The sequence below is a fragment of the Actinoplanes hulinensis genome (assembly GCF_019429605.1).
Taxonomy (GTDB): Bacteria; Actinomycetota; Actinomycetes; order Mycobacteriales; family Micromonosporaceae; genus Actinoplanes; species Actinoplanes campanulatus.
The window spans coordinates 161306-187322 of the sequence record NZ_JAHXZI010000002.1; the positions used below are offsets into that span (position 1 = coordinate 161306).

The 26017-nt window shown below is 71.1% G+C and carries 27 protein-coding genes; 19 read left to right on the forward strand and 8 right to left on the reverse strand.

Annotated features, from left to right (window positions below; genetic code table 11):
* Nucleotides 1-220: 220 nt before the first annotated feature.
* Nucleotides 221-1462 (reverse strand): MDR family MFS transporter, encoded by a 1242-nt coding sequence (locus tag KZ829_RS04480; RefSeq protein WP_220142569.1) that lies wholly within the window; start codon nucleotides 1460-1462, stop codon nucleotides 221-223.
* Between the two features lie 135 nt (nucleotides 1463-1597).
* Here KZ829_RS04480 and KZ829_RS04485 point away from each other — a divergent pair, with 135 nt between their 5' ends.
* Nucleotides 1598-2347, forward strand: coding sequence for a phosphoglyceromutase (locus KZ829_RS04485; RefSeq protein ID WP_220142570.1), 750 nt, complete (start codon nucleotides 1598-1600; stop codon nucleotides 2345-2347).
* Nucleotides 2348-2589: 242 nt separating this feature from the next.
* Here KZ829_RS04485 and phoU read toward each other — a convergent pair whose 3' ends face one another.
* Complete coding sequence (phoU, locus tag KZ829_RS04490) at nucleotides 2590-3228, reverse strand: phosphate signaling complex protein PhoU (RefSeq protein WP_220142571.1); 639 nt, start codon at nucleotides 3226-3228, stop codon at nucleotides 2590-2592.
* Nucleotides 3229-3410: 182 nt separating this feature from the next.
* Here phoU and KZ829_RS04495 point away from each other — a divergent pair, with 182 nt between their 5' ends.
* Nucleotides 3411-4691, forward strand: coding sequence for a sensor histidine kinase (locus KZ829_RS04495; protein ID WP_220142572.1), 1281 nt, complete (start codon nucleotides 3411-3413; stop codon nucleotides 4689-4691).
* A gap of 74 nt (nucleotides 4692-4765) precedes the next feature.
* Nucleotides 4766-5449, forward strand: a complete 684-nt coding sequence (locus tag KZ829_RS04500) for a response regulator (RefSeq protein WP_183222518.1) — start codon at nucleotides 4766-4768, stop codon at nucleotides 5447-5449.
* 43 nt (nucleotides 5450-5492) lie between these two features.
* Here the strand turns inward: KZ829_RS04500 and KZ829_RS04505 are convergent, their stop codons facing one another.
* Nucleotides 5493-6356, reverse strand: coding sequence for a DUF3109 family protein (locus KZ829_RS04505; RefSeq protein ID WP_220142573.1), 864 nt, complete (start codon nucleotides 6354-6356; stop codon nucleotides 5493-5495).
* An 85-nt stretch (nucleotides 6357-6441) separates the two neighbouring features.
* Here KZ829_RS04505 and KZ829_RS04510 point away from each other — a divergent pair, with 85 nt between their 5' ends.
* Nucleotides 6442-7251, forward strand: a complete 810-nt coding sequence (locus KZ829_RS04510; RefSeq protein WP_188119982.1) for a sugar phosphate isomerase/epimerase family protein — start codon at nucleotides 6442-6444, stop codon at nucleotides 7249-7251.
* Here KZ829_RS04510 and KZ829_RS04515 read toward each other — a convergent pair.
* Entirely contained in the window at nucleotides 7235-7780 is a 546-nt protein-coding gene (locus KZ829_RS04515) for a CGNR zinc finger domain-containing protein (protein ID WP_220142574.1), read from the reverse strand. The two genes, KZ829_RS04510 and KZ829_RS04515, sit on opposite strands and share 17 nt — an antisense overlap.
* A 113-nt stretch (nucleotides 7781-7893) precedes the next feature.
* Between KZ829_RS04515 and KZ829_RS04520 the strand changes: the two genes are divergently transcribed.
* From KZ829_RS04520 to KZ829_RS04540, 5 genes are all read left to right on the forward strand, one after another.
* Entirely contained in the window at nucleotides 7894-8814 is a 921-nt protein-coding gene (locus tag KZ829_RS04520) for a proline dehydrogenase family protein (protein WP_220142575.1), read from the forward strand.
* A 190-nt stretch (nucleotides 8815-9004) separates the two neighbouring features.
* Complete coding sequence (locus KZ829_RS04525) at nucleotides 9005-9217, forward strand: helix-turn-helix domain-containing protein (RefSeq protein WP_183222523.1); 213 nt, start codon at nucleotides 9005-9007, stop codon at nucleotides 9215-9217.
* A gap of 158 nt (nucleotides 9218-9375) precedes the next feature.
* Nucleotides 9376-9477, forward strand: coding sequence for a 30S ribosomal protein bS22 (locus tag KZ829_RS04530; protein ID WP_007465623.1), 102 nt, complete (start codon nucleotides 9376-9378; stop codon nucleotides 9475-9477).
* A 76-nt stretch (nucleotides 9478-9553) separates the two neighbouring features.
* Nucleotides 9554-10636, forward strand: a complete 1083-nt coding sequence (locus KZ829_RS04535) for an NAD-dependent epimerase/dehydratase family protein (protein ID WP_220142576.1) — start codon at nucleotides 9554-9556, stop codon at nucleotides 10634-10636.
* Nucleotides 10633-11619 (forward strand): lysophospholipid acyltransferase family protein, encoded by a 987-nt coding sequence (locus KZ829_RS04540; protein WP_220142577.1) that lies wholly within the window; start codon nucleotides 10633-10635, stop codon nucleotides 11617-11619. The genes KZ829_RS04535 and KZ829_RS04540 overlap by 4 nt, the downstream gene beginning before the upstream one ends.
* A 114-nt stretch (nucleotides 11620-11733) precedes the next feature.
* Here the strand turns inward: KZ829_RS04540 and KZ829_RS04545 are convergent, their stop codons facing one another.
* On the reverse strand, nucleotides 11734-12876 hold the full coding sequence (locus tag KZ829_RS04545) for a DUF5667 domain-containing protein (protein ID WP_308285336.1): 1143 nt from the start codon (nucleotides 12874-12876) through the stop codon (nucleotides 11734-11736).
* Between the two features lie 175 nt (nucleotides 12877-13051).
* Complete coding sequence (locus KZ829_RS04550) at nucleotides 13052-13993, reverse strand: ECF subfamily RNA polymerase sigma factor, BldN family (RefSeq protein ID WP_220142579.1); 942 nt, start codon at nucleotides 13991-13993, stop codon at nucleotides 13052-13054.
* A 376-nt stretch (nucleotides 13994-14369) separates the two neighbouring features.
* Here KZ829_RS04550 and KZ829_RS04555 point away from each other — a divergent pair, with 376 nt between their 5' ends.
* The 8 genes from KZ829_RS04555 to hemB all read left to right on the forward strand — a co-directional run bounded on the left by KZ829_RS04555 (nucleotide 14370) and on the right by hemB (nucleotide 22544).
* Complete coding sequence (locus tag KZ829_RS04555) at nucleotides 14370-15809, forward strand: class I adenylate-forming enzyme family protein (RefSeq protein WP_308285337.1); 1440 nt, start codon at nucleotides 14370-14372, stop codon at nucleotides 15807-15809.
* Nucleotides 15806-16051, forward strand: a complete 246-nt coding sequence (locus tag KZ829_RS04560) for a glutaredoxin family protein (protein ID WP_183222529.1) — start codon at nucleotides 15806-15808, stop codon at nucleotides 16049-16051. Before KZ829_RS04555 ends, KZ829_RS04560 begins: the two co-directional genes overlap by 4 nt.
* A gap of 11 nt (nucleotides 16052-16062) precedes the next feature.
* Complete coding sequence (locus tag KZ829_RS04565; protein ID WP_220142581.1) at nucleotides 16063-16704, forward strand: HAD family hydrolase; 642 nt, start codon at nucleotides 16063-16065, stop codon at nucleotides 16702-16704.
* Nucleotides 16705-16936: 232 nt separating this feature from the next.
* Nucleotides 16937-17683 carry a redox-sensing transcriptional repressor Rex gene (locus KZ829_RS04570; RefSeq protein WP_220142582.1) on the forward strand — a complete coding sequence of 249 codons (747 nt, stop codon included), beginning with the start codon at nucleotides 16937-16939 and terminating at the stop codon, nucleotides 17681-17683.
* Nucleotides 17680-18975, forward strand: coding sequence for a glutamyl-tRNA reductase (locus KZ829_RS04575; protein ID WP_183222532.1), 1296 nt, complete (start codon nucleotides 17680-17682; stop codon nucleotides 18973-18975). Before KZ829_RS04570 ends, KZ829_RS04575 begins: the two co-directional genes overlap by 4 nt.
* Nucleotides 18972-19895 (forward strand): hydroxymethylbilane synthase, encoded by a 924-nt coding sequence (gene hemC / locus KZ829_RS04580; RefSeq protein WP_220142583.1) that lies wholly within the window; start codon nucleotides 18972-18974, stop codon nucleotides 19893-19895. The genes KZ829_RS04575 and hemC overlap by 4 nt, the downstream gene beginning before the upstream one ends.
* A complete protein-coding gene (locus tag KZ829_RS04585; protein ID WP_220142584.1) occupies nucleotides 19892-21478 on the forward strand; it encodes a bifunctional uroporphyrinogen-III C-methyltransferase/uroporphyrinogen-III synthase in 1587 nt (528 codons plus the stop codon). Before hemC ends, KZ829_RS04585 begins: the two co-directional genes overlap by 4 nt.
* Nucleotides 21479-21554: 76 nt before the next feature.
* The gene (gene hemB, locus KZ829_RS04590) at nucleotides 21555-22544 is read left to right on the forward strand and encodes a porphobilinogen synthase (RefSeq protein ID WP_220142585.1); all 990 of its coding nucleotides are present in this window, start codon (nucleotides 21555-21557) and stop codon (nucleotides 22542-22544) included.
* Between the two features lie 207 nt (nucleotides 22545-22751).
* On the opposite strand, the gene KZ829_RS04595 is transcribed toward hemB, so the two are convergent.
* Nucleotides 22752-23768, reverse strand: a complete 1017-nt coding sequence (locus KZ829_RS04595; RefSeq protein WP_220142586.1) for a GNAT family N-acetyltransferase — start codon at nucleotides 23766-23768, stop codon at nucleotides 22752-22754.
* Between the two features lie 91 nt (nucleotides 23769-23859).
* Nucleotides 23860-24693 carry a lytic transglycosylase domain-containing protein gene (locus KZ829_RS44390; RefSeq protein ID WP_220142587.1) on the reverse strand — a complete coding sequence of 278 codons (834 nt, stop codon included), beginning with the start codon at nucleotides 24691-24693 and terminating at the stop codon, nucleotides 23860-23862.
* Nucleotides 24694-25123: 430 nt separating this feature from the next.
* Here KZ829_RS44390 and KZ829_RS04605 point away from each other — a divergent pair, with 430 nt between their 5' ends.
* Together KZ829_RS04605 and KZ829_RS04610 are read left to right on the forward strand one after the other, a co-directional pair.
* Nucleotides 25124-25396, forward strand: a complete 273-nt coding sequence (locus KZ829_RS04605) for a hypothetical protein (protein ID WP_220142588.1) — start codon at nucleotides 25124-25126, stop codon at nucleotides 25394-25396.
* Nucleotides 25397-25555: 159 nt separating this feature from the next.
* Nucleotides 25556-25765: an FmdB family zinc ribbon protein gene (locus KZ829_RS04610; protein WP_220142589.1), complete on the forward strand. Its 210-nt coding sequence runs from the start codon at nucleotides 25556-25558 to the stop codon at nucleotides 25763-25765.
* The last annotated feature ends 252 nt before the right edge of the window (nucleotides 25766-26017 follow it).

The following is a 26017-nucleotide window of genomic DNA, read 5'->3' on the forward strand; positions in this document are numbered from 1 at the left end:
CGGGTCGATCAGCAATGATCGCCGCGGATCGGCGTTTGGGGACGGGTGGCATGAGCCGTTGGGGGACGGCGCGACCCGAGACCGGCGGTTAGTGCGGGCGGCGCCTATGGGGATGGGTGTCGTCCGCCGCCGCCGGCGCTTTGTTTCCGGCAGATCACTTTCTTCACACATGTTCCAGCGAATGGCGCTGTGAATTCCCTGATTCCCGCGGCCTCCGGATTCACGACACGTTGACCGCGTCGGCCGACCGCCGCTCCCGCAGCCACGCCGCCCGCCGGGCCCGCGCCGGAGCCGCCAGCCACTGGCCCACCGCCACCAGCGCGCAGAGCGCGAAGCATCCGCCCCACAGCGCCGCGCCACCCGCCTTCTGCAGCGTCAGGCCGCCGGCGATCGGGGCCAGCGCCAGGCCGGCCTGCCAGGAGAGCGAGTTCAGCCCCTGGTAGCGGCCACGCAGCTCGGCCGGGGAGAGCGCCGCGATGGTGGCCGCGTTGCTCGGCGACTGGATCATCTCGCCCAGCGTCCAGACCACCACGGTCAGCGCGTAGGCGACCGCCGACCCGGCCAGGCCGACCAGACCGAACCCGGCGCCGATCACCAGCGTGCCGACGGCCAGCACCCGGGCGCTGTCCCGGCCCTCGATCAGCCGCGGGACGAAGAGCTGGCCGAACACGATGAGCACCCCGTTCACCGCGACGACCAGCCCGTACGTGGCCGCGGACAGCCCGTCGGCGAGCATCGTGATCGGCAGCGTCGACTGGTGCTGGAACATCACCAGCACGACGCAGAAGTTGAGGCTCACGAAGATCAGGAAGGTCCGGTCCCGCAGGACCGTGCCGAGCCCGCCGGACGGCGCCGCCGCGTGCGTGCGCGGCCCGACCCGGGCCGGCCGGGTCTCGGCCAGGAAGATCAGGCTGATCACGGCGGTGAGCAGGGTGGTGGCCGAGTCCACGACGAAGAGCAGCAGATAGTCGGCCTGGGCGGCCAGCCCGGCGCAGACCGCGGCGAGCGCGAAGCCCAGGTTGATCGCCCAGTAGTTCAGGGAGAAGGCGCGGACCCGGTCCGCCTCCGGGACGATGTCGACCATCATGGCGCTGAACGCCGGGCGCACGCCCTCCGCGAACAGGCCCAGAGCGAACGCCGCCGCCAGGATCCGCGGGTACGAGTGGGCGAACCCGAGCGCCAGCATCAGGGCGGACGCGCCGAACTGGGCGGTCAGCATGGTGGGCCGGCGTCCCCAGCGGTCGGCCAGCACGCCGCCGGTCATCGTGCCGATCGCGCCGCCCACCCCGTACAGGCCGAGGACCAGGCCGGCCTGACTCTGGCTGAAGCCGCGCTCCCCGGTCAGGTAGATGCTCAGGAACAGCACCACGAAGGAGCCGAGCCGGTTGATCAGGGTTCCCGTCCACAGGAACCAGAACTGCCGCGGCAGCCCGCCCGCGGCCTCTCGTAACCAACCGTGCACAGAGTCTCCTCAGTAAGCTGTGATCATCGTTTATTCCCTTACATTCGGCGGGCCGGCGCAACCGGGTTTCGGTGTGGTGGCGGACACGTGCCGGGTGGCGGTACACGCACTCCGGCGACGAGGGAAGATGTGCTCATGACTGGAACCCTGGTGCTGCTGCGACACGGCAACAGCGAGTGGAACGCCAAGAACCTCTTCACCGGCTGGGTCGACGTGGACCTCGACGCCAAGGGGGAGGCCGAGGCCCGGCGCGGCGGCGAGCTTCTCAAGGAGCAGGGGGTGCTGCCCGACGTGGTGCACACCAGCCTTCTGCGCCGTGCCATCCGGACCAGCTGGATCGCCCTGCACCTCACCGACCGGCACTGGATCCCGGTCAAGCGCCACTGGCGGCTCAACGAGCGCCACTACGGCGCCCTGCAGGGCAAGGACAAGAAGCAGACCCTCGAGACGTACGGCGAGGAGCAGTTCATGCTCTGGCGCCGGTCGTACGACGTCCCGCCGCCCCCCATCGAGGACGACTCCGAGTTCTCCGCGGTCGGCGACGCCCGGTATGCGGATCTCGCCCCGGAGGTCCTGCCGAAGGCGGAGTGCCTGAAGGACGTGCTGGAGCGGGCCCTGCCGTACTGGTACGACGCCATCGTCCCGGACCTGCGCGCCGGCAAGACCGTGCTCGTCGCGGCGCACGGCAACTCGCTGCGCGCCATCGTCAAGCACCTGGACGACATCTCCGACGAGGCGATCGCCTCGGTGAACATCCCGACCGGCATCCCGCTGCGCTACGACCTGGACGAGAACCTGCGCCCGATCACCAAGGGCGGCACCTACCTTGACCCGGTCGCCGCGAAGGAGGCCGCCGAGGCGGTCGCCAACCAGGGCAAGAAGTAAAGAACGACGAAGGCCGGGACACCCCCCGTGGCGTCCCGGCCCCCATCACCCCATAGCCGCCCCGTAGTCGCCGCAAGGGCGTAGCCACGGAGCGACCCGCAAAACGCCGCCGGTGACGAGGCAGACGATTTGCCGACGCCGCGGGGTTTGCGGCGGCGGGAAATCGACTGCCTCGTCACCGGTTACAAGGCGTTTTGCCGCGGAGCGAAGCGAAGCCATTGAGCACAGCGGAGCAATCAGACTCAGTTTTCGCCGGTCACCAGGTAGATCAGGTGCTCGCCGATGTTCACGGCGTGGTCGGCGTAACGCTCGTAGAAGCGGCCCAGCAGGGCGCCGTCGATCGCGGTCTCGGCGCCGTAGGGCCAGTCGTCGGCCAGCATGATCTTGAACAGGGCGCGCTCGAGGTCGTCGATCGCGTCGTCGTCCTTCTCCAGTTGGGCCGCGCCCTCGGCGTTCGGCTTGGCGATCAGAGCGGTGATCTTCTCGGCCATCTGGTCGGCGACCTCGGCCATGCCCTTGAAGGTGGGCCGCAGCTCGGCCGGAACCGCCGGCGACGGGTGCCGCCGGGCCGCCGTCTTCGCGACGTGCTCGGCCAGGTCACCCATCCGCTCCAGGTCGGCGCCGATGTGCAGGGCGGTGATGACCCGCCGCAGGTCGGACGCGACCGGCGCCTGCCGGGCGATGGTGTCGGCCACCTTCAGCTCGATCTGGTCGTAGACGGCGTCGACCTCGGCGTCCCGGTTGATCACCGCCTGGGCGGCGTTCAGGTCGGCGGTCAGCAGGGCGGTGGTCGCCTTGCGCAGTGCGGCGCGGACCGACTCGGCCATCGTCACCAGTAGGCGGCTCACCTCGACGAGATCGGCCTGGTACTCCTCGCGCATCTCTCAAGTCCTCTTTCGCTGGGTGACACCCCGTGTGCCCTGCTCACGCTAGGTCGGTGGGGCGGCCTCAACATGAACACCGGTGAACGACGCCGGGCCTGGTGGTGAACATTGTTCGACGCCCGCCCGATTTGCCGTAATGGCCCTGTGGCTCAGGTGAACAATGACCCTACGATCGCAGCGTGGAGTGGGAATACGCCGCCGGCCTGGTTTCAGCCGCGCTCGCCGTCGGTGTGGGAGCGGGACTTGTCCTCGCCCGGTTGCGCCGGTCGGGTGGATCGGCCCGGCCCGGCGCACCGGAGGGGAGAGCCGACATCGAACCGGACGACGATCGCCCGGCGGGCAAGCACGGCCTCAAGGGGCTCGGCCGCAAGAGCCTCGACTCGCTACGGGTCGGGGTCGTGGTGCTCGACGCGGAGGACCATCCGGTCCTGGTCAACCCCGCGGCGCGGGCCATGGGGCTGTTGCGGTCCGGCGGGGCGCCCGGGACCATCGCGGCTCATCCGATCCTGCGGACGCTGGCCGGGCAGGTGCGGCGCACTGGCGTACGCCGGGAGGTTGAACTTGATCTTCCGCGGGGTCGTGCCGGAGGCGGGCACGCACCGCTCGGCCTGCACCTGCGGGCCGTCGCGCTGAACTCGACGCACGTCGCGGTCGAGGCCGCCGACGTGACCGAGTCGCACCGTCTCGCCCGGGTCCGCCGCGACTTCGTGGCCAACGTCAGTCACGAGCTCAAGACGCCCATCGGGGCCCTTCAGCTCCTGGCCGAGGCGCTGCTCGACGCCACCCAGATGCCGGAGGCGGCACCGGAGGCCCAGTCCGAGGACCTGCTGGCGGCGCGCCGGTTCGCCGAGCGCATCCACCACGAGTCCGCCCGGATGGGCCGTCTGGTGAACGAGTTGCTCGAACTCACCCGGTTGCAGGGCGCCGAGCCGCTGCCCGACCCCGAGCCGGTCTCGCTGGACTGGGTGATCGCCGAGGTGATCGACCGGACCCGGACCACGTCCTCGGCCAAGGGCATCGAGATCACCTACGACGGCCCCAAGGGCGTCATGGCGTACGGCAACGACAGCCAGATCGCCACCGCGGTCTCCAACCTGGTGGAGAACGCGATCGCGTACTCGGGCGAGGACACCAAGGTCTCGATCACCCTGCGTCACAGTGACGACTGGCTCGAGATCGACGTCGCGGATCAGGGCATCGGCATCGCCCCGCAGGACGTCGAGCGGGTCTTCGAGCGGTTCTACCGTGCCGACCAGGCCCGATCCAGGTCTACCGGCGGAACCGGCCTGGGCCTGGCCATCGTCAAGCACATCGCCACCAACCACGGGGGCCGCGTCGACGTGACCAGTTCACTCGGCGACGGCTCTACGTTCACCTTGCGCCTACCCGCGCGACCCCCTGAGTCCCCCTCGTCGTCACCGACGGCGATTGAGATCGAGTCCGGTGTGGCCGGGCGCTGAGTCTTCCGGGCGGCTCCGCCGTCAAACCCGGAAACCCGCGTTTGACCCTGTCACCGACGACGGAAGGAACTTCATTGGCACGCGTGCTCGTGGTCGAGGACGAGGAGTCGTTCTCCGACGCCCTGTCGTACATGCTGCGTAAGGAGGGTTTCGAGGTCTCGGTCGCCGCGACCGGAACCTCCGCGCTCACGCAGTTCGACCGGACCGGTGCCGACATCGTGCTCCTCGACCTCATGTTGCCGGAGATGTCCGGCACCGAGGTCTGCCGTCAGCTACGGCAGCGCTCGGCGGTCCCGATCATCATGGTCACCGCCCGGGACAGTGAGATCGACAAGGTGGTCGGCCTGGAGATCGGTGCGGACGACTACGTCACCAAGCCGTACTCACCGCGGGAGCTGGTCGCCCGCATCCGTGCGGTGCTGCGCCGCCAGGGGGCCGAGGCCGCCGAGGTGAGCACCCCGACGCTCGCCGCCGGCCCGGTCCGGATGGACGTCGAACGGCACGTGGTGACCGTCGACGGCGCCGGCGTCCAGCTGCCGCTGAAGGAGTTCGAGCTGCTCGAACTGCTGCTGCGCAACGCCGGCCGGGTGCTCACCCGGGGCCAGCTGATCGACCGGGTCTGGGGCGCCGACTACGTGGGCGACACCAAGACGCTGGACGTGCACGTGAAGCGGCTGCGTTCCAAGGTGGAGCCGGAGCCGTCCGCGCCGCGCTACATCGTCACCGTGCGAGGCCTGGGCTACAAATTCGAGCCCTGATTTTCACCCTTGCGCGATGACAACATGCTCCGTGACAATGGAGTCATCGGGAGGCCGTCCGTGAGCGGCCAACCGACCCCCCTGGAAAAGGCGGCGAGGCCGGCTCACGCCCGCCTCGCCGCTGGGGGGAGGCCGCCTCGGCCGTGGCCGGGTGCACCGCGATCAGGCCGCTCTTGATCCGGGCCGCGCAGACGGTGGCCAGTTTCTCGTAGGCGGCCGTGCCGATCAGCGCGGTCAGCTCCGGGGCGTAGGTGAGGTACATCGGCTCGGTCCCGACGTGGGCCTCCGAGGACGAGGTGCACCACCATGCGAGGTCGTGGCCGCCCGGTCCCCAGCCGCGGCGGTCGAATTCGGTCAAAGTGGACTGGAGCAGCTTCGTCCCGTCCGGGCGGGTGATCCAGTCCTGTTCCCGGCGGACCGGCAGCTGCCAGCAGACGTCCGGCTTGTAGGCGAGCGGGTGCACCCCGTCCCGCAGGGCCTGGGCGTGCAGCGCGCAGCCGCCACCGCCGGCGAAATCCGCGTCGTTGAGGAAGACACAGGGGCCGTCCGCGGATCGCGTCGCCGTCCGCCGGGCGGGCTTGGTCCCGTCGACGGTGTCCACCTCGGTGTAATTCTTGAACCCGCGCCGGTGGTGCTGCCAGGTCTGCGGAGTGAGTTTCGCGGCCGCCGCCTTCACCCGGTTCTCGTCGTCGGCGTCGGTGAAGAACGCGCCGTGCGAGCAGCAGCCGTCCTCGGCGCGGCCGGGCAGGATGCCCCGGCAGGCGGAGCCGAAGACGCAGGTCCACCGGGAGAGCAGCCAGGTCAGGTCGGCCCGGACCAGATGCTGTTCGTCGGCGGGGTCGAGGAATTCGATCCATTCCCGAGGGAAGTCGAGGGGTACTTCCCGGGTGGGCGGCGTGCGGCTCATCCGGCTCAGGGTACGCGCACCGGTGGATCATGACCGTTTAGAGCGGATATATCCGAGCCTGTTGCGCGCCGCTACGCTGAAGAGCGTGACTTCCCGCGTACCCGTGCTTCTCTCCAGCTCCTCGGTCTTCCCCGAGCCGACGGCGGCGGCGTTCGAGATGGCGGCCACGGTCGGCTACGACGGTCTCGAGGTCATGGTGTGGACCGACGCCGTCAGCCAGGACGCCGGCGCCCTCAAGGGCCTCGCCGACCACTACGGCGTGCCGGTCCTCTCGGTCCACGCGCCCTGCCTGCTGGTCACCCAGCGGGTGTGGAGCTCCGATCCGTGGGAGCGGCTGACCCGGGCCGCCCAGCTCGCCGAGACGCTCGGCGCGCCGACCGTGGTGGTGCACCCGCCGTTCCGCTGGCAGGGCGACTACGCGCGCAACTTCGCCGAGGGGCTCACCAAGGTCCGCGGCCGCCATCCGGATCTGACCTTCGCGGTGGAGAACATGTTCCCGGTCAAGATGGCCGGCCGCTGGGTGGTGCCGTACAACCCGGGTTGGGATCCGACCGAGACCGGCTTCAACGCGTACACGCTGGACCTGTCGCACTGCGCCGCGTCCCGCGTCGACGCGCTGGAGATGGCCGACCGGATGGGCGCCGGCCTGCGTCACGTCCACCTCGGCGACGGCACCGGCGAGGGCCGCGACGAGCACCTGGTGCCGGGCCGCGGCAACCAGCCGTGTGCCGAGCTGTTGCGCTCGCTGGCCGGCCGTGGCTTCACCGGCTCGGTGGCGCTGGAGATCAACACCCGCAAGGCGGCGAGCCGTCCGGCCCGTGAGGCCGACCTGCGCGAGGCGCTTGCCTTCGCCCGCCGCCACCTGGAACCCAGTCCCGCTATAAAGCGGGGGTGAGCGACGTGTTCGCGGCCCGCTTGCGGGCCCGGTGCGCGGCCACGTGCGAGCGGGTGGCACAGCGCTCCGAGCAGAACCGGCGGCAGTTGTTCGACGACGTGTCCAGGTAGACGTTGCCGCACCGCTCGTCGGCGCAGATCCCGAAGCGGGCGCTGCCGAACTCGCAGAGCCAGACGGCGAGGCCCCACACGGCGCCGGCCAGGTATTCGGCGCTCACCGAGGAGCCGCGGCTGGTGACGTGCATGTGCCAGTCGCTGGCGTCGTGACCGGAGATGCGTGGCTGCACCGGGTAGGCCTCGAGCAGACTGTTCAGCTCCCGCACCGCGTCGGTGTCCTGACCGGTGGTGCCGTGTTCGAAGACCTCGCGCAGCCGGCGCTGGGCACGGCGGAACGCGACGAGGTCCTTCTCCGCGACCTGATCGCGCATGTAGGCCTGATCGCCGGAGAACAGGGCACGCAACCCGGCGAGGTCGTCCAGACCGGCGTTGACGAGGTCGATCGCCGTCCGGGCGTACGCATCGAAGTTCACTCGACAACGGTAGCGGCACCGGGGGCGATGAAGCACACATGTGCTGTCTCCATCGGTGCGAATCGGCGGCGCACCGGGGCGTCCGGAACACGCCCGGAGGTTACGCTCGGCCCATGCTCCGTTCCCTGTTTCTCGCCGCGGCCGGGTCCGCCCGGCTCGAGCGGCTGGTCGAGTCCGCCCCTGTCAGCAAGGGCATCGTGCAGCGTTTCGTCGCCGGCCGTGGCACCGACGAGGTCCTGCGGGTCACCCGGGAGCTGGTCGACGACGGCCTCGCCGTGAGCCTCGATCACCTGGGCGATGACACCCGGACGGTGGAACAGGCGGTCGCCGCCCGCGACGAGTACGTCGCGATGCTGACCGGCCTGCACGGCGCCGGGCTGACGCCGGCCGCCGAGGTCAGCGTGAAACTCTCGGCGCTGGGCCAGGGGATCGACGAGAAACTGGCGTATGAGCACGCGCGCGCCATCTGTGCCGCGGCGGCCGAGGCGGGCACCACGGTGACGCTGGACGCCGAGGACCACAGCACCACCGACGCGACCCTCGAGACGCTGATGGAGCTGCGGCGGGACTTCCCCTCGACCGGGGCGGTGCTGCAGGCGCACCTGCGGCGTACCGAGGGGGACTGCCGGGAGCTCGCCACGGCCGGGTCGCGGGTCCGGCTGTGCAAGGGCGCCTACGCCGAGCCCGAGTCGGTGGCCTTCCAGTCGGCGCTGGACGTGGACAAGTCGTTCGTCCGCTGCCTCAACATCCTGATGTCCGGGGAGGGCTACCCGATGGTCGCCACTCACGACCCGCGGCTCATCGCGATCGCCGAGGACCGGGCCCGCTGGTTCGACCGGTCCTCCGGGGAGTTCGAGTTCCAGCTCCTCTACGGGGTCCGGTCCGAGGAGCAGGGCCGTCTGGCCGCGGGCGGCAACACGGTGCGGGTCTACCTGCCCTACGGCGACCAGTGGTACGGCTATCTGATGCGCCGCCTGGCCGAGCGCCCGGCGAACGTGGGTTTCTTGGCCCGTGCCGTGGCATCTCGCAAATAACGGCATCAACCGGGCGATACCGCCATACATCCGGCGTGTCAGGCTTGACTTTTTCTGGGCATTTCACGGAACGTATCGCGTTGGTCACAGCCGTATCGATACCGTTCTGATGACACGCACGTCGTCCCCGCGGCGTCCGGGAGCCTCCGGCCGCGGCGGATCGTGCCTGGGAAAGGATCGGTGCGACGAGATGACGGGTCCAGCCCAAACCGAGGAACGGCTTGCCGAAGTGCGGTTCCTGACGGTGGCCGAGGTGGCCGCGCTCATGCGCGTTTCCAAGATGACCGTCTATCGGCTCGTGCACGGTGGTGACCTCACCGCGGTACGGGTCGGCCGCTCGTTCCGGGTGCCCGAGCATGCGGTACACGAGTATCTTCGCGGCGCCTTCTCGCAAAGCGCCTGACGACCCGGGGCCGTGTTGGCCCGGCTGGGACGGGCCGGTACGCTGGACCGGTTGGTTCCCGGATCGGTGCTACCGCTCCGGGCGCCCTCCAGTCGGCTTCCGGCCGTGCCTCCGGGCACTCCCGGTTCCATTCATCAGTGTTTCGAGAGGCTTTTCGTATGGGCTCCGTGGTCAAGAAGCGCCGCAAGCGTATGGCGAAGAAGAAGCACCGCAAGCTGCTGCGCAAGACCCGCGTCCAGCGTCGCCGTCTCGGCAAGTGACCCCGGGCCGGGCCGATGGCCCGGCTCCCGGCGGCACTTGCCTCCTGTTCGAGGCCGCGCATCGAAAGGTGCACCCTTGGTGACCTCACCACCCAGCGTTGTCGTGGTCACCGGAGTCAGCCGTTATCTCGGCGCTCGGGTGGCCGCTCGCCTCGCCGCAGATCCGAAGATCGACCGTGTCGTCGGTCTGGATCCGCATGACCCGCCGGCAGGCCTTCTCGGCCTGCTCGACGGTGTGGAGCGGATCCGGGCCGACGCGCGCGCGGCCACCGAGGCCATCGCCGACCTCGGCGCCGAAGCCGTCGTGCACCTGGCCGTGACCAGCGTGCCCGACGCGCAGCACGGTGGCCGTGCCGCGATGAAGGAACACAACGTCATCGGCACCATGCAGGTGCTGGCGGCCGCCCAGGGCGCGCCGCGGCTGCGCAAGCTGGTGGTGCGTTCCTCCACCGCGGCGTACGGCGCCTCCTTCCGCGACCCGGCCGTGTTCACCGAGGACACCGAGCCGCGCGCGGTTCCGCGTGGCGCGTTCGCCCGGGACATTTTGGACATCGAGGGTTATGTCCGCGGTTTCCGTCGGCGCCGCCCCGAGGTCGCCGCGACTGTCCTGCGGTTCGCCCCGATGATCAGCGAGTCCGCCGAGACGTCGCTGACCCGCTACTTCGCCCAGCCGGTGGTGCCCACCGTGCTCGGCCGTGACGCCCGGCTCCAGTTCGTCCACGTCGAGGACGCGCTGGAAATCCTGCACCGCTCGGTGACCGAGGACCATCCGGGCACCTTCAACGTCGCCGGTTCCGGCGTGCTGATGCTCAGCCAGGCCGTCCGCCGGGCCGGCCGGATCTCCCTGCCGGTGCCCGAGCCGGCGCTCTCCACCGGCGCGGCCCTGCTGCGCAACCTCGGTGTCGAGCAGATCGGGCTGGACCAGATCGACCTCTTCGTGCACGGTCGAGTGGTGGACACCACCCGGCTGATCAACGAGTTCGGCTTCACCCCGCGCACCACCGTGGCCGCGTTCGAGGAGTTCATCCAGGCGCACGCGGCCGGCTCGACGCTCACCGCGGACCGTCTGGCCGCCGCTGAGAGCGCGATCCTGGACGGCATCCGCCGGGTCCGGGCCGCCGCCGCCGAGCCCGCGCCGGCGGGAAGCGACCGAGCATGAGCCAGGATGAATATCGGGACATGTTTCCCGGCCACACCGAGTTCCGGTTGCCCGAGCCGGCGCCGGTGCGGCGGGTGAACGGCCGCCGCCCCATCCCGGAGAGCCCCGAGCCGGCGCCCGCGGCCGGCGTGGCGGACAGCCTGGACGTCTGGGACCAGCGGGTGGCCGGCGGCCTGGCGTTCCTGCGCCGTCGCCTGGCCGGATCGTACGAGGTGGACGAGTTCGGGTTCGACCCCGAGCTGTCCGAGGCGGTCTTCCACCCGATGCTGAAGATCCTGTACAGGGACTGGTTCCGGACCGAGGTGCTCGGTATCGAGAACGTCCCGCTGGACGGCAGCGGCCTCGTGGTGGGCAACCACTCCGGCACGATCGCCCTGGACGCCCTGATGCTGACCGTCGCGCTGCACGACAAGCACCCTCGTCAGCGGCACCTCCGGCTGCTCGGCGCCGACCTGGTCTTCCGGATGCCGGTGATGAGCGAGCTGGCCCGTGCGGCCGGCGCCACGGTGGCCTGCAACCCGGACGCCGAGCGCCTGATGAACTCCAGCCAGTTGGTCGGTGTCTTCCCGGAGGGCTTCAAGGGCATCGGGAAGCGGTTCTCCGAACGCTACAAGCTGCAACGGTTCGGCCGGGGCGGGTTCGTGTCGGCGGCGCTGCGCACCGGCACCCCGATCGTCCCGGTGGCGATCGTCGGCGCCGAGGAGATCTATCCGATCCTGGCCGACCTGAAGCCGCTGGCCCGGCTGCTCGGCGTGCCGTACTTCCCGGTCACCCCGACCTTCCCGCTGCTGGGCCCGCTGGGGCTGGTGCCGCTGCCGAGCAAGTGGCTGATCCAGTTCTGCCCGCCGATCCCGACCGCCCACCTGCGGGAGTACGCGGACGATCCGCTGGTCGTCTACAACCTCGCCGATCAGGTCCGGGAGACGATCCAGGCCACGCTGCACGAGCTGCTGGAGAAGCGGCCGGACCCGTTCGGGCCGTGACCTCGGCGAGTGCCAAATTCCTGGAGTGATCCGTCCGGTCCGTCCTATAGTGACGGTTGAGGGGCGGCCCCGGAGTGATGATCTCCGGCACCGCCCCTCGCCAGTTCCGTCGTTCTAGAAGAGATCGCCGAGCAGGCCGCCCAGCACACCGTCGGCTTCCTCGTTCGCGGTGCCCGCCGGGCCGGTGGTCGCGGTCGGCGTCGGCGTGATCCCGGCCGTGCTGGTCGGCGTCACTCCCGGCTGACTCGCCTTGCCGGTGCCCGGCACGGTCACCTGCCCGGTGCTTCCCGGGTCGGCGGCGCCGCTCTTGCCGGGCTTGGACGTGGCGGTCTGACCCGGCTGCTTACCGGTCGTCCTACCGGTGCCGTTCTGCTGCGAAGTGGCATCCGGCCCGCTGTCGTCGCTGCCCTCGCAGCGGTGCAGCTTCGGGCCGAGCGCGTCGGACCCGGACGGGTCCACCTTGTCGCAGGCGAGGCCGGCACGCAGGTCGTCGGTGCGGTCGGCGACGTCCTCCAACAGGCCCAGCGAGACCGAGGCGCGCTCCCGGTTGGCCGGGGAGAGCTTCTCCAGCGCCGGGGTGAAGGTGCGGCGCTGCCCGGTGGCGAAGCCGTCCAGCGTGGTCAGCGGCGTGGTGTCCTTCTGCGACACGGCCGATGTGGTCAGCAGCCGTACGCCCTTGCGGGTGTCGGCGTCCATGTCGTCCAGCACCAGCGCGAACTCGGGCTCGTCACCCCGCATGGCGATCGCCTCGGTGAGCCGGGTCCGGGCGAAGTCCAGGGACAGCTCGCCCCGGGTCACATCGGATCCGGCGATCGCCAGCTGGGCCCGTTCGGTCTGCCGCTTCACGCTGTACAGGGCGTCACCCGGTGAGGCGCTCTCGCTGGCCGCGGAGATCCCGGAGACGGCCATCGCGCCGGCGGCCACGCCGATCACGATCGCCCCGCGGGCACGTATCCGGCGGCCGATCCGCCGGACGTTGCGGGTCTCGACGACCGGATCCGGATCGATCTCGACGGCGGTGCGGCCGATGCCGTCCCGCTCGGCCGTGGCGACCAGCATGGCGCGCAGGCCGACGCGGAACTCGGAGTCGACCGGTGCGCCGGGCCGGGCCGCGGAGAGCCGGTTGCCGATGGCGACCAGCTGGTGGAGCTCCTCGTCGGCCTGGCCACGGCTGTGGTGGTGACGGGCGCCGCCGGCGTCGTCGATCAGTTCCGCGAAGTGCTCGGCACTCCGGGAGTTCGGAAAGGCGAATCTCACCGTGGGCACCTCCCCTCGCTCGTGACTGTCTCGCCGGCCTGCGGGCCGGCGTCGGCGACCGGACCGTGGGTCACGGCCCCGGGTCGCATCCGGACAAACGCGCGACACGCGGCCCCGGTTACGGGTGCGAGGCGGTGCCATCGGGTATCGGAGATCGACATCTGAGAACGCCGGATCAAGATTGGAACCCATCCGGCAGGAGCCTGTTCAATGCCCGGACCGCCCGGTACTGGAGGGCCTTGATGGCGCCCTCGTTCTTGCCCATGGTCTGCGCGGTCTCGGCCACCGAGAAGCCCTGGAGGAACCGGAGCACGATGCACTCCTGCTGCTCCGGGTTGAGCTGCTTGACCGCGGTGAGCAGGGCCACGTTGGTGATGTGGTCGACCACCGCGGACTCCGGGCTGCCCTCCGGGCCCCGGTCCTCGCGGTCGGCGTCGAGCACGTCCCCGGTGGTGACCTCGAGGCGGTAGCGGCCGGACTTGAAGTGGTCGGCGACCAGGTTCCGGGCGATGGTGACCAGCCAGGCGCCGAGGTCACGGCCCTGCCAGGTGAAGCTGCCGATGCGCTTGAGGGCACGCAGGAACGTGTCCGAGGTGAGGTCCTCGGCGAGCTGACGGTTGCCGACCCGGAAGTAGACGAACCGGAAGACGGTGTCCACGTACCGGTCGTAGATCAGCCCGAACGCCTCGGCCTCGCCGGCCTGGGCGCGCTCGACCAGCGCCCACACCTCGGCCGCCGGATCGCCGCGGTCGGGCCGGGCCGGATGCTTGGGCGGGGCCGTCTCGGTCGGCGGTCCGGTGGTGCTCTGCGTCGGCAGGACCACGGTGTGGTCACCGGTGACGGTGTCGCTCTCGCCGGTGTTCGAGTGCTGCCCGGTGGACTGGGCCGGGGGCCGGTTGGCGCCGGGGCGGCCGAACCTGCTGCCGTTGCCGGAGTTCGGCGTCGCCACGGCGGGCGGGCTGTTCGGCGGACGGCGGCTGCCGGCCTGCTTCGGACTGTCGCCCCGTAGGGCGTTCACGATCGACGACCCGCGCAGGGCGTTCAGCCCCTCGGAGAGCGCGTGCCGGGCCGCGAGCACTTCGCGGTGGTACGGGTCCTCGGCGTACACATGAGTCACTGCGCCTCCTCAACCCGGCGGGCCTGCGACGACAGTGGATCCGTCCCGCCAGACGTGGATTCACTGCGGTTCCGTGCTTTGTGGGGCACAGCGGCCTCCTCGGGATGAGGGTGGTCACTTCACAACAAAAGGGGCGGGGCAACCCGCTGAAAAGCCGGTCGACCTCACCCGTTGGTGTGGATTCGTTACACAGTGCGGAAGTATCGCCGAGTTCGGACACGGGGAGTCGCACACCGTGTGCGCTACGCGCAAAGCCGCGAATAACGCAAAACTGGCAATGGCCGTCAAGGTCAACCTTTGCCGAACAAGCCGCGTACACGGCACGCCCGCTGTCCGCTGTCCCGGTCGGGCGTGCTTTGTGCCAGACTCGGGCCTCGTGGAGGAACCCGCCCGAGACCCGGTCGCCGAGGCCGCCGGCCGCCGTCCGGACCGGCCCGCGCTGATCGCCGGGGACATTGTCATCACATGGGCGGAATTGGACAGCCGCGTCTCCGTGGCCGCCGCCTCGATCACCGCACGCACCGCGCCCGGCGACCGGGTGGCGCTGCTGCTCGGCAACACCGTCGACTTCGCGGCCGCCTACTTCGGGACGCTGCGGGCCGGCCGGGTCGCGGTGCCGCTCAGCCCGCAATACACCGCGGACGAGCGGGAGTACGCGATCGCCGACTCGGCGGCCGCCCTGGTCGTCGAGGAGCCGTTGCCCGGCAAGGTCCAGGAATTCGCGCGGGACGTCGTACCCGGAAAAGATGATCTTGCGGTCCTGCTCTACACCTCGGGCACGAGCGGGCGGCCGAAGGGCGCGATGCTGACCCACGCCGCACTCGCCGCGAACCACGAGCAGCTCGACCGGATCGAGCCGCCGGTGGTCGGGCCGGACGACGTGGTGCTGCTGGCGGTGCCGTTCTTCCACGCCTACGGGCTGAACACCGGGCTCGGCACGGTGGCGCACCACGCGGCGACCGGAGTGCTGGCCGAGCGCTTCGACGCGGCCGCCTCGCTGGAGCTGATCACCCGTCACCGGGTGACCGTCACGGTCGGCGTGCCCGGTATGTACCAGGCCTGGACCCGCCTGCCGGCTCTCGCCACGGCGCTGCGTGCGGTGCGCACCGCGGTGTGCGGCGCGGCGCCGCTGGAGGACAGCGTGGCGGCGCGGTTCCGTGAGCTGACCGGCCGGGCCGTCCTGATCGGGTACGGGCTGACCGAGACCGCCCCGGTGCTGACCACCACGGCGGTGAGCCACCGGGACAAGAGCGGTTCGATCGGCCGCCCGTTGCCCGGTGTCGAGCTGCTCCTGCGTACCCCCTCGGGTCTTGAACTGTGGCGCGACGGCACCGCCTCGGTCGACGCGGATCTCGAGATCGCGGAGTCGGCCGGCACCGACCCGGGCGAGATCGTGGTCCGCGGGCCGAACCTGTTCTCCGGCTACTGGCCGGACGGGCGCGGCGGCCCCGGCCCGGACGGCTGGTGGCCCACCGGTGACATCGCCTACGCCGACGGCGACGGTGACCTGGTCCTGGTCGACCGGATCGGCGAGCTGATCCTGGTGAACGGCTTCAACGTCTATCCGGCCGAGATCGAGCGGGTGCTGATCACGCACCCGGCGGTGGCCGCCGTGGCCGTGGTCGGGCTGCCCGACCCGGACACCGGGCAGCGCCCGCACGCCTACGTGGTGCCGGCCGGGGAGCCGGCGCCGGGCCCGGACGAGCTGCGGGCGCACTGCGCCGCCCGGCTGGCCCGGTTCAAGCTGCCCGGCATCGAGCTGGTGGCCACGCTGCCGCGCTCGCCGATCGGGAAGATCCGGAAGGCCGACCTGTGAGACTCACCCTGATCAGCCGGGACGGCTGTCACCTGTGCGAGGTGGCCGAGCAGACGCTGGACCGGATCGCCCCCGGCCAGTGGACGAAGGTCGACGTGGACTCGTCCATCGAGCTGGAGCGCGACTACGGCGACCGGGTGCCGGTGCTGCTGCTGGACGGGAAGGAGCACGGCTACTGGCGCATCGAGGAGGAGCGCCTGCTGCGTGATCTGGCCCGGCAGCCGGGCGAGCCGCGACTGTAGCCTCGCTTCCCGTGACGTCAAAGCACCTGGTCTGGGACTGGAACGGAACCCTGCTCGACGACCTCCACCTGGTGGTCTCGTCGACCAATACGGCCTTCGCCGCGGTGGGCGGCCGCGACGTGGACGCCGACGAGCATCGGCGGGCCTTTCGGCGACCGGTCGCCGAGTTCTACGCCGAGATGCTGGGCCGGGCGGTCGGCCACGAGGAGTTCGGCCGGCTGGACCGGATCTTCCACGACGCGTACCGCCTGGGGCTGACCGACGTGTCGCTGGCCGCCGACGCGATGACCGCGATCAAGACGTGGCCGGGCAGCCAGTCGTTGCTGTCCATGTGGTTCCACAGCGAGCTGATCCCGGCCGTCGAGGGGTACGGGCTGGCCGGCCTCTTCGCCCGCGTCGACGGGCTGCGGGCCGAGCTCGGTGGCGGGTTCAAAGCCGCCCATCTCGCCGCTCACCTGGACGAACTCGGCGTAGCCGGGCGGGACGTGGTGCTGATCGGCGACTCGCTGGACGACGCGGACGCGGCCGAGGCGGTCGGTGGGTGCGCGGTCCTCTACACCGGCGGGTTCACCCACCCGGCCCGGCTGCGGGAATCCGGCCGTCCGGTCGCCGACACGCTGGTGGAGGCGGTAAAGATGGCCATGTCACTCTGAGTCAGGTGGCCCTGGTGGGGGTCGAGCGGTAATACTCGACGGGTCGGCCCGACTAACACAGCCGGGTCGATCTTGTCCAATTGTCCCGACAAGATCGCGATTTGTGCACGCCTTCACAAGCGCCTACTCTGTGACTCCGACGAGCCCCGCTACCACAGCCACCCCGCGAGGGTTTCACCGGTATCGCACAGACAGGGCTCACCGCAGGTTCGCCTCGTCGGCACGGAGTCAGATGAGTCAGCAGCGTCACGGAAGCACGCCCGGCGAGGCCGGTGGCGTCCCGGCCTTCCCGGATCTACCGGAGGCGACCATCGCGCGACTGCCGGAGTACCTTCGCGCCCTCCATCACCTCGCCGAGACCGGCGCGGAGACGGTATCGAGTGAGGGTCTGGCGGCCGCCGCCGGGGTCAACTCCGCCAAACTCCGCAAGGACCTGTCGCACCTCGGGTCCTACGGCACCCGCGGCGTCGGCTACGACGTCTCCCTGCTCGTCGCCCAGATCGAGTACATCCTGGGCCTCGACGAGAACCGGGCGGTCTGCCTGGTCGGCGTCGGCAACCTCGGGCACGCCCTGGCCGGGTACGCGGGCTTCGCCAGCCGCGGCTTCCGGGTGGTGGCCCTCTTCGACACCGACCCGAAGAAGGTCGGCGAGCAGATCAACGGCCTCACCGTGCGGCACCTCGACGAGCTGGAGCGGATCGCGGTTGAGGAGTCCATCGCCATCGGTGTGATAGCCACCCCGCCCGGCACCGCCCAGACGGTCGCCGACGCGCTGGTCGCCGCGGGTGTGACGAGCATCCTCAACTTCGCGCCGGGCGTTCTGTCGGTGCCTTCCAACGTCGATGTCCGTAAGGTGGATCTCGCCATCGAGCTGCAGATCCTTTCGTTCCACGAGCACCGCAAGGCGTCTCTGACCGCCCTCCCGGGCGGCCGGGCCGCCGCCGCGAGCCCGGATAACCAGGAGGCGGTCGGTTCGTGAACCTGCTGAGCATCGGAGCCTCGTACCGCACGGCCGACGTCGCCGTCCTCGAGCGCCTCGCCATCGGAGAGCCGTCCGTCCCCGGTCTGCTGCAACGCCTGGTCGCCCAGCCGTACGTGGGTGAGGCGGTGGTCGTCTCCACCTGCAACCGCGTCGAGGTGTACGCGGCGGTCAGCGGCTTCCACGGCGGCCTCGGCGACATCTGCAACGTGCTGTCCGAGCACTCCGGCATCCCGGCCAGCGAGCTCGCCGGCCATCTCTACGTGCACTACGGCGAGGCGGCGGTCCGCCACTCGTTCCGGGTCTCCGCCGGCCTCGACTCGATGGTCGTCGGCGAGGCGCAGATCCTCGGCCAGCTGCGCGACGCGTACCACGCGGCCACCGAGGTCGACTCGGCCGGCCGCCTGCTGCACGAGCTGATGCAGCAGACGCTGCGGGTCGGCAAGCGGGCGCACGCCGAGACCGGCATCGACCGGGCCGGGCAGAGCGTCGTGACCGCCGCCCTCGACCTGGCCGCCGAGCACCTCGGCGCCGACCTGGCCGGGCGTTCCGCGCTGGTCATCGGTGCCGGGGCGATGGGCGCGCTGTCGGTGGCCACGCTCACCCGGGCCGGTGTGGGGCCGCTGCGGATCACCAACCGCAGCCACGAGCGCGCCGACCGGCTCGCCGAGGCGTACGGGGCGATCGCCGTCCGGTTCGATGAGCTCGACGCGGTGCTGAAAGAGGTGGACCTCGTGGTGTGCGCCACCGCCTCCACCGTGCCCGTGCTCACCCGGCAGCGCCTGGAGCGGGTCGGCAGGGAGCTGGTGGTGCTCGACCTGGCCGTTCCCCGCGACGTCGCACCGGACGCCGCCGGTCTGCCCGGCGTGCACATCATCGACATCGACAGCCTCGCCACCAGCCGGCGCGCCCACCCGGTCGCCGCCGAGACCGCGGCCGTCGAGCAGATCGTCGCCACCGAGGTGGAGAACTTCCTCGGCTGGCTGCGTGGCGCCGAGATCGCGCCCACGGTGGCCGCCCTGCGGACCCGGGCCGAGGAGGTCGTCTCGGCCGAGATGCGCAAGCTGATCGCCCGGCGGCCGGAGTTCACCGAGGAGCAGCGGGGCGACGTCTCCCGTACCCTGCACCGGGTCGTCCAGCAGCTGCTGCACTCGCCGACCGTGCGGGTCCGGCAGCTCGCCGCCGAACCCGGCGGCGACCAGTACGCGGCCCTGCTCCGTGAGTTGTTCGACCTGGACGTCCCGCTGGCCACACAGGCGAACGCGGTACCGGAGATCGGGGGGAAACCGTGACGCTTCGACTCGGCACCCGGGGCAGCGCCCTGGCGCTCACCCAGTCACAGATGGTCGCCGACGCGCTGACCGCCGCCACCGGCCGCCCGGTCGAACTGGTCCGGATCGTCACCCCCGGTGACCGGTCCGACGCTCCGGTGGCCCGGCTCGGCGTCGGGGTCTTCGTCTCCGCGCTCCGGGACGCGCTGCTGGCCGGCGAGATCGACTTCGCCGTGCACTCGTACAAGGACCTCCCCACCGCCGAGCACCCACGGCTGCACATCGCCGCCGTACCGCTGCGTGAGGACCCGCGTGACGCCCTGATCGCCCGCGACGGACTGACGCTGGCGGAGCTGCCGCCGGGCTCGTCCATCGGCACCGGTGCGGTGCGCCGTATCGCGCAACTCCACGCTTTGGGGCTAGATTTGCAGGTCACGCCGATTCGGGGGAATGTCGACTCGCGCATCGCCCGGGTTCTCGGACCCGAGGCCGACCTCGATGCCGTCGTTCTGGCCCGGGCCGGTGTGGCACGCCTCGGCCGGTCCGCGGAGATCACCGAGACGCTCGACCCGATGCTCATGCTGCCCGCCCCCGCCCAGGGCGCGCTGGCGGTGGAGTGCCGGGCCGACGACACCGACCTGATCGAGCTGCTGTCCGCTCTCGATCACGCACCGACCCGGGCCGCCGTGCTGGCGGAGCGGTCGATGCTTGCCACGCTCGAGGCCGGGTGCTCCGCACCGGTCGCGGCACACGCCGAAATCGCCGAAGGCGACGACGGTGACGAGATCTACCTGCGCGGTGCGGTGATCAGCCCGGATGGGGTCCGAGCCATCCGACTGTCGCGCACCGGAACGCCCGCCGGCGCGGCGGAGATCGGCAAGGCGCTTGCCATCGATCTCCTCGACGCCGGAGCCGATACCCTGATGGGGAGCACAGAATGACCACCCGCACCGCCCGTAAGCCAGCCGGACGCATCGCGTTCATCGGCGCCGGACCCGGCGACCCGGAGTTGCTGACCCGCCGCGCGTATGCGGCGTTGACCGATGCCGACCAGGTGGTCTACGACCGCGGCGTGCCCGAGACCCTGCTCAGCGCGATCCGCTCCGACGCCAAGGAGGACGCGCAGTTCAGCCCGGCCGAGGGCGCGCCCGGAGACGTCGCCAAGGTGCTGCTGTCGGCCGCCAAGTCCGGGCTCTCCGCCGTGCACCTCGTCGCCGGTGACCCGTTCGGCCACGACACGGTGGTCAAGGAGGTGCAGGCGGTCGCGCGTACCGCGGTGCACTTCGAGGTGATCCCCGGTATCGGCCAGGCCGAGGGCGTCGCCGCCTATGCCGGCGTGCCGTTGCCCGGCGTCCGGATCGCCGCCGACGTCGACGACGTCACCACCCTGGACTTCGACGCCCTCGCCGGCGCCGCGCAGAAGGGCTCCTTCGCCGTCGCGGTGGACGCCGGTGACCTGGCCGCCGTCCGTGACGGCCTGCTCGCCGCCGGTGTCGAGCCGGGCGTCCCGGTCGCGGTGACCGGCGACGGCACCGGTGAGACGCAGTACACCACCACCTCGACCGTGGACAGCTTCGTCGCCGCGGCGCTCGGTTTCACCGGCCGGGTCGTGCTCACCGTCGGCGCCGACGTGGCCGAGCGCGACACCCTCAGCTGGTGGGAGAACCGTCCGCTGTACGGCTGGAAGGTGCTCGTCCCGCGGACCAAGGAGCAGGCCGGCGCCATGTCCGCCCGGCTGCGTGCCTACGGCGCCATCCCGTGCGAGGTGCCGACCATCGCGGTCGAGCCGCCCCGTACCCCGGCGCAGATGGAGCGCGCGGTCAAGGGCCTGGTCGACGGCCGGTACGCGTGGGTCATCTTCACCTCGGTGAACGCGGTCCGCGCCGTCTGGGAGAAGTTCGGCGAGCACGGCCTCGACGCCCGCCACTTCGGTGGTGTGAAGATCGCCTGCATCGGTGAGGCCACCGCCGACGCGGTCCGCGCCTTCGGCATCCAGCCCGAGCTGATCCCGGCCGGGGAGCAGTCCAGCGACGGCCTGCTGGCCGAGTTCTCGCCGCACGACGAGATCCTCGACCCGGTCGGCCGGGTGCTGCTGCCGCGCGCCGACATCGCCACCGAGACCCTGGCGGCCGGGCTCATCGAGCGCGGCTGGGAGGTGGACGACGTGACCGCGTACCGGACGGTCCGGGCCGCCCCGCCGCCCGCCGAGATCCGGGACGCGATCAAGTCCGGCGGGTTCGACGCGGTGCTCTTCACCTCGTCCTCGACCGTGCGGAACCTGGTCGGCATCGCCGGTAAGCCGCACGCCCGTACCGTGGTCGCGGTGATCGGCCCGAAGACCGCCGAGACCGCGGTGGAGTTCGGCCTCCGGGTCGACACCCAGCCGCAGAACGCCTCGGTGCCCGACCTGGTCGAGGCCCTCGCGGACTACGCGCTGGAGCTGCGCGAGAAGCTGGCCGCGATGCCGGCCAAGCAGCGCCGCGGCTCCAAGGTGCAGGGCCCGACCGCCCTCCGATTCCGCTGATCCTCTGAACGAAGCGCGCCGTTTGCGAAAGCGGCGCGCTTCTTCGTTTCCCGTCGCTGTCGCTTAGGAGCGCCTGATGTCCTTCCCTGACATCCGCCCGCGCCGTCTCCGGCGCACGCCCGCCATCCGCCGTCTGGTCGAGGAGACCAGGATCGCCCCGTCCGAGCTGGTCCTGCCGCTCTTCCTGAGAGAGGGCCTGACCGAGCCGAAGCCGATCAGCTCCCTCCCCGGAGTCGTCCAGCACAGCCGCGAGTCGCTGCGCAAGGCCGCGACCGAGGCGGTCAGCGCGGGCGTCGGCGGGCTCATGCTCTTCGGCGTGCCGGACAACGCCAACAAGGACGAGACCGGTTCGGGCGGCCTCGACCCGGACGGCATCCTCAACGTCGGCCTCCGCGACCTGAGGTCCGAGCTGGGCGACAGCACGGTGATCATGGGCGACCTGTGCCTGGACGAGTTCACCTCGCACGGCCACTGCGGTGTCCTGGCCGCCGACGGCACGGTCGACAACGACGCCACCCTCGCGATCTACGCGGACATGGCGGTCGCGCAGGCCGAAGCCGGCGCCCACATGGTCGGCCCGTCCGGCATGATGGATGGCCAGATCGGCGTCATCCGCAAGGCCCTGGACACGGCCGGCCACCAGGACGTGGCGATCCTCGCCTACTCGGCGAAGTACGCGGGCGCCTTCTACGGCCCGTTCCGCGAGGCCGTCGAGTCGACCCTCCAGGGCGACCGCCGCCAGTACCAGCAGGACCCGCCGAACGTCCGCGAGGCCCTGCGCGAGGTCGACCTGGACGTCGCCGAGGGCGCCGACATCGTCATGGTCAAGCCGGCGCTGCCCTACCTGGACATCATCGCCGCGATCCGCGAACGGGTCACCGTGCCGGTCGCCGCCTATCAGGTGTCCGGCGAATACGCGATGGTCGAGGCCGCCGCCGCCAACGGCTGGATCGACCGCGAACGCGTCATCCTCGAAACCCTCACGTCGATCAAGCGGGCCGGCGCCCAGATCACCCTCACCTACTGGGCCACCGAGGTCGCCCAGCTGCTCCGCTCCCGCTTCTAAAGATCAAAACCCGTTTCCGGTACGGCGTTCCCCGCCCCAAACGCAGGGCCCGCCGTCCCGCCAGCTCCCGCGAGCACCCGCCGGGTCAAGCCCGTGCCGCGCCCGCCGGGCTCAGATCGGTGGGCACGCCACAAGACAACCACCCTCACCCGCACAGCGGTGCACTCAACACCCCGGCGTTTTGCCGCGGAGCGAAGCGGAGCAAAGCTAGCTCAGTTCCAGGCTTTGGACCAGTTGAGTCACGTCGGCTATGTACTCGTACCAGTCGCGGTCGGACTGGTAGCCCAGCTCGGCGTTGACCTTGAGCATCGACTCGTTGTGCTGTGCGTTCCACGTCTGGACCTGGCGCAGCGTCGGCTCGGCGGACCGCAGCTCGAACAGCATCCGCGCCTTGATCGCCCGGTCGATGCCGTAGCCGCGGTGCTCCCGGACGACGATCGTGTCGTACTGGTCGGCCCGCTCCGGATGCTGCGCCGGAACGACCACCTCGGTCAGCCCGGCCACCGCACCGGTCGCCTCATGGATGGCCAGCACGATGAACGGCTTCAGGCCACGCCGGTGGAGCGTTTCGATGGAGTCGCGAAGCCGCTGCGGATCGGACGAGCGGGGCGCCAGCTCCAGGTCGTCATCGTCGTGCTGCGCCTCCGCCTTGGCCTGTGCGTAGGCCTCCAGCAGATGATCCGGTGGCCCGCCCGGGTGGTACTCGATCCGGTAGCCGGGGCTGATCCCGCTGGCCATGCCACCCAGGGCCAGCCAGTCCACCGAGTCCAGGTTGAGCACGCCGCGGGTCTCCACATACTCCCGTTCGAAGCCGAGCGACTCGTAGAACGGGATTGCCGTGGTGCCGCCGATCGCCTCCACCCCGATCGAGGAGAAGCCCTCCAGATAGGCCCGGCGGGCCGCCACCGCCACCAGCTGCCGGCCCAGGCCACGGCGCCGCAACTCGGGCCGGACCAGCACCTCGAGCACCCCGATGTCGCCGAGCAACAGGATGCTGACATGCGCAAAAATCTTGCTCTCCCCCTCGGGGAGCCGGTCGTCCTCGGCCACCCAGGTGATCCGGCGCTCGCCCGGCATGGTCTCGGCCAGATAGTCCCGGACCTGCACGTCGCGCCAGGGTGGATCGTCCGGGAGGTCGGCCGCCAGGACCGCGTTCACCGTCTCCACGAGCGAGCAGACCTCGGCCGCGGACGCGGAGCGGGGATCCCATTCACGCACCCTCACGGGTACATCGTGCCGTTTGTGAGACCTTGAGGGAAGTGCTCACCACGCAAAAGTGCAGCTACGCTCACGCTGAGTCGCGAAATTCGTGTGGTCACACCTTGCTGCGGCGTCCGTAGTCGTCGGCGATCCGGAACACCTTCTCCGCGTACGGCCGGACCGCGTTGTACGACAGGATCGCGTCCCACCAGGAGTCGGCGTTGGACATGTCGCGGCCACCCTTGCAGAGGTACACGGCCGCGGTCAGGCTGGCGTCATCGACGTCGTTCGGGTTCACCACACCGTCCCGGTCGGCGTCGATCGCCGTCTCCTTCCAGGTGGACGGGATGAACTGCATCGGACCCATCGCCCGGTCGTAGGTCTTGTCCAGATCCATCACGCCCTGGTCGGTGTCCGGGATCAGCTGCCGCCCACCCTGGCCGTCCAGTGGAAGCCCGATGATCGCCGGAAGCGCCACCCCGTCGGCGCCCAGCACCGCCCCGTTGACACTGCCGTGCGACGACTCCACCTCCCCGATGGCGGCGAGCGTCGTCCAGTTCAGATGGCAGCCGGGCGTGGTCTGCGCGGTGACCAGCTCGGCATAGACGTAGGCCTGCACCGCCACCACCGGAATGCTCACCCGGGTGCCGATCTCCGACGCCCAGCCCGCCAGCGCATCCGCGGGCCGGGTGTTGCCCACCGTCGGCTGCGGCAGCCCGCCGATCCCGGTCGCCGGCACCGGAAAACTCGGCGGCGCGCTGACCACCCCACCGCCCGACACGTCACCCGGCGAGGCCCAGACGGGCGGCGGCACCGAGGCACCGTCCGCCCCGAACGCAGGCGTCGCGCTCGGTGCGGGCACCGCTTCGAGCGCCTTGGGCACGAGATAGGCCCCCGAAGTCACCGCCAGCGCGACGAGCGCCGCCAGCAACACCCCGGGAAGAACCACCCGCCCACTGGGCCCCTTGGCCCAGGCCGCGGTCCCGCGTGCGGCCCGCTTGGCGGCAGGCCCCGGCCGGAACCGCCGCCGGCGAGCGTCCTTTCCGGTCCCGGCACCCTTCGCCGCAGCCCCACCGGCATCCGGCCCGCCACTCGCGGCGCCCTCCACCGTCCCGCCCGAGGCCTCCACAGCCCCAGCGCTCCCAGCTTCGGCACCCTTCGTCGTGGCCGTGTTCCCGGCTTCGGTGCCCTTGGCCGCTCCGTCCGAGGCCGTAGCTGCCTCGGCGCCCTTGGCCGCTCCGTCCGGGGCCGCTTCCAGCGCGGCGCTCGCGGCCGCGGTCGATTCCGCGGGGTTGCCCGGTTTCGCGGCTCCGTCTGAGGCTTTCCCGGTCTCGGAGGCCCTCTTCTCCCCGTCGCCGGCCACGACCGCATCGCTCTCGGTGGACTTCTCTCCAACAGCCGACGGCTCCCCCGGGCCGGACGACCCGGAAGGGGCGTGGACCGAGTCCGGCGAGGCGGAGGTAGCGGCCGCCGGAGTCGCGGCGTCGGCCGTCACCGCCGCGTCGGCCGGTGTGGCGGCCGGATCGATCTTCGGGCCGTCGGTCGTCTGCGGGGTGTCAGCCGGTGCGGCGGTCGGATCGGTGGACGGCCGGCGAGCGGACGCGGCAGTCCCCTCCGGGGCCGCACCGGAACCGCTCAGCGGCCCGCCCTGATGCGGTGCCGCGGGTCGCAGCTCCGGACGCTCTGCTGGGTTCTTCCGCACCTCCGCCACGCGTCGACCCTACCCGCCGGAAACCTTTCCCGGGGAGGCCGCCGAAGCCCTGTGGACAACTCCTCCTACCCGCCTCGGGACAGGGGCCTACGCTGGTCGGATGCCGCGTTATGAATACCGTTGCCGCGCCTGCGGCGCCACCTTCGAAGTCAGTCGCCCGATGCGGGAGGCCGCCGCCGCGGCGACCTGCCCGGAGGGCCACGGCGACACCGTCAAGTTGCTCTCCACCGTTGCCGTGACCGGTCGCGGTGGAGCGGCCCCGTCCGCCGGTGGCGGTGGGGGATGCTGCGGTGGCGGCTGCGGCTGCTGACCCCGTCGACCACCGCGCGTCCGCTCCGTGCCGGCCGCGCGGTGGTCGATCCCGGAATCCCCGCGGTCACCGCCCGTTCCCGCCGAGCCCAACCGACCCCGGATCTCCCCGGAGAGCCGTCCCGGGAGATCCGGCTGATGTGCGGGCGGTTCGACCGTGTGCGGCTGAGTGGAACGCCGGACACGCCGATGTGGAGGACGACGCGACGCGTGGCGCGGGTGACACCCCGGTGAATATTCAGCGAACGTACGA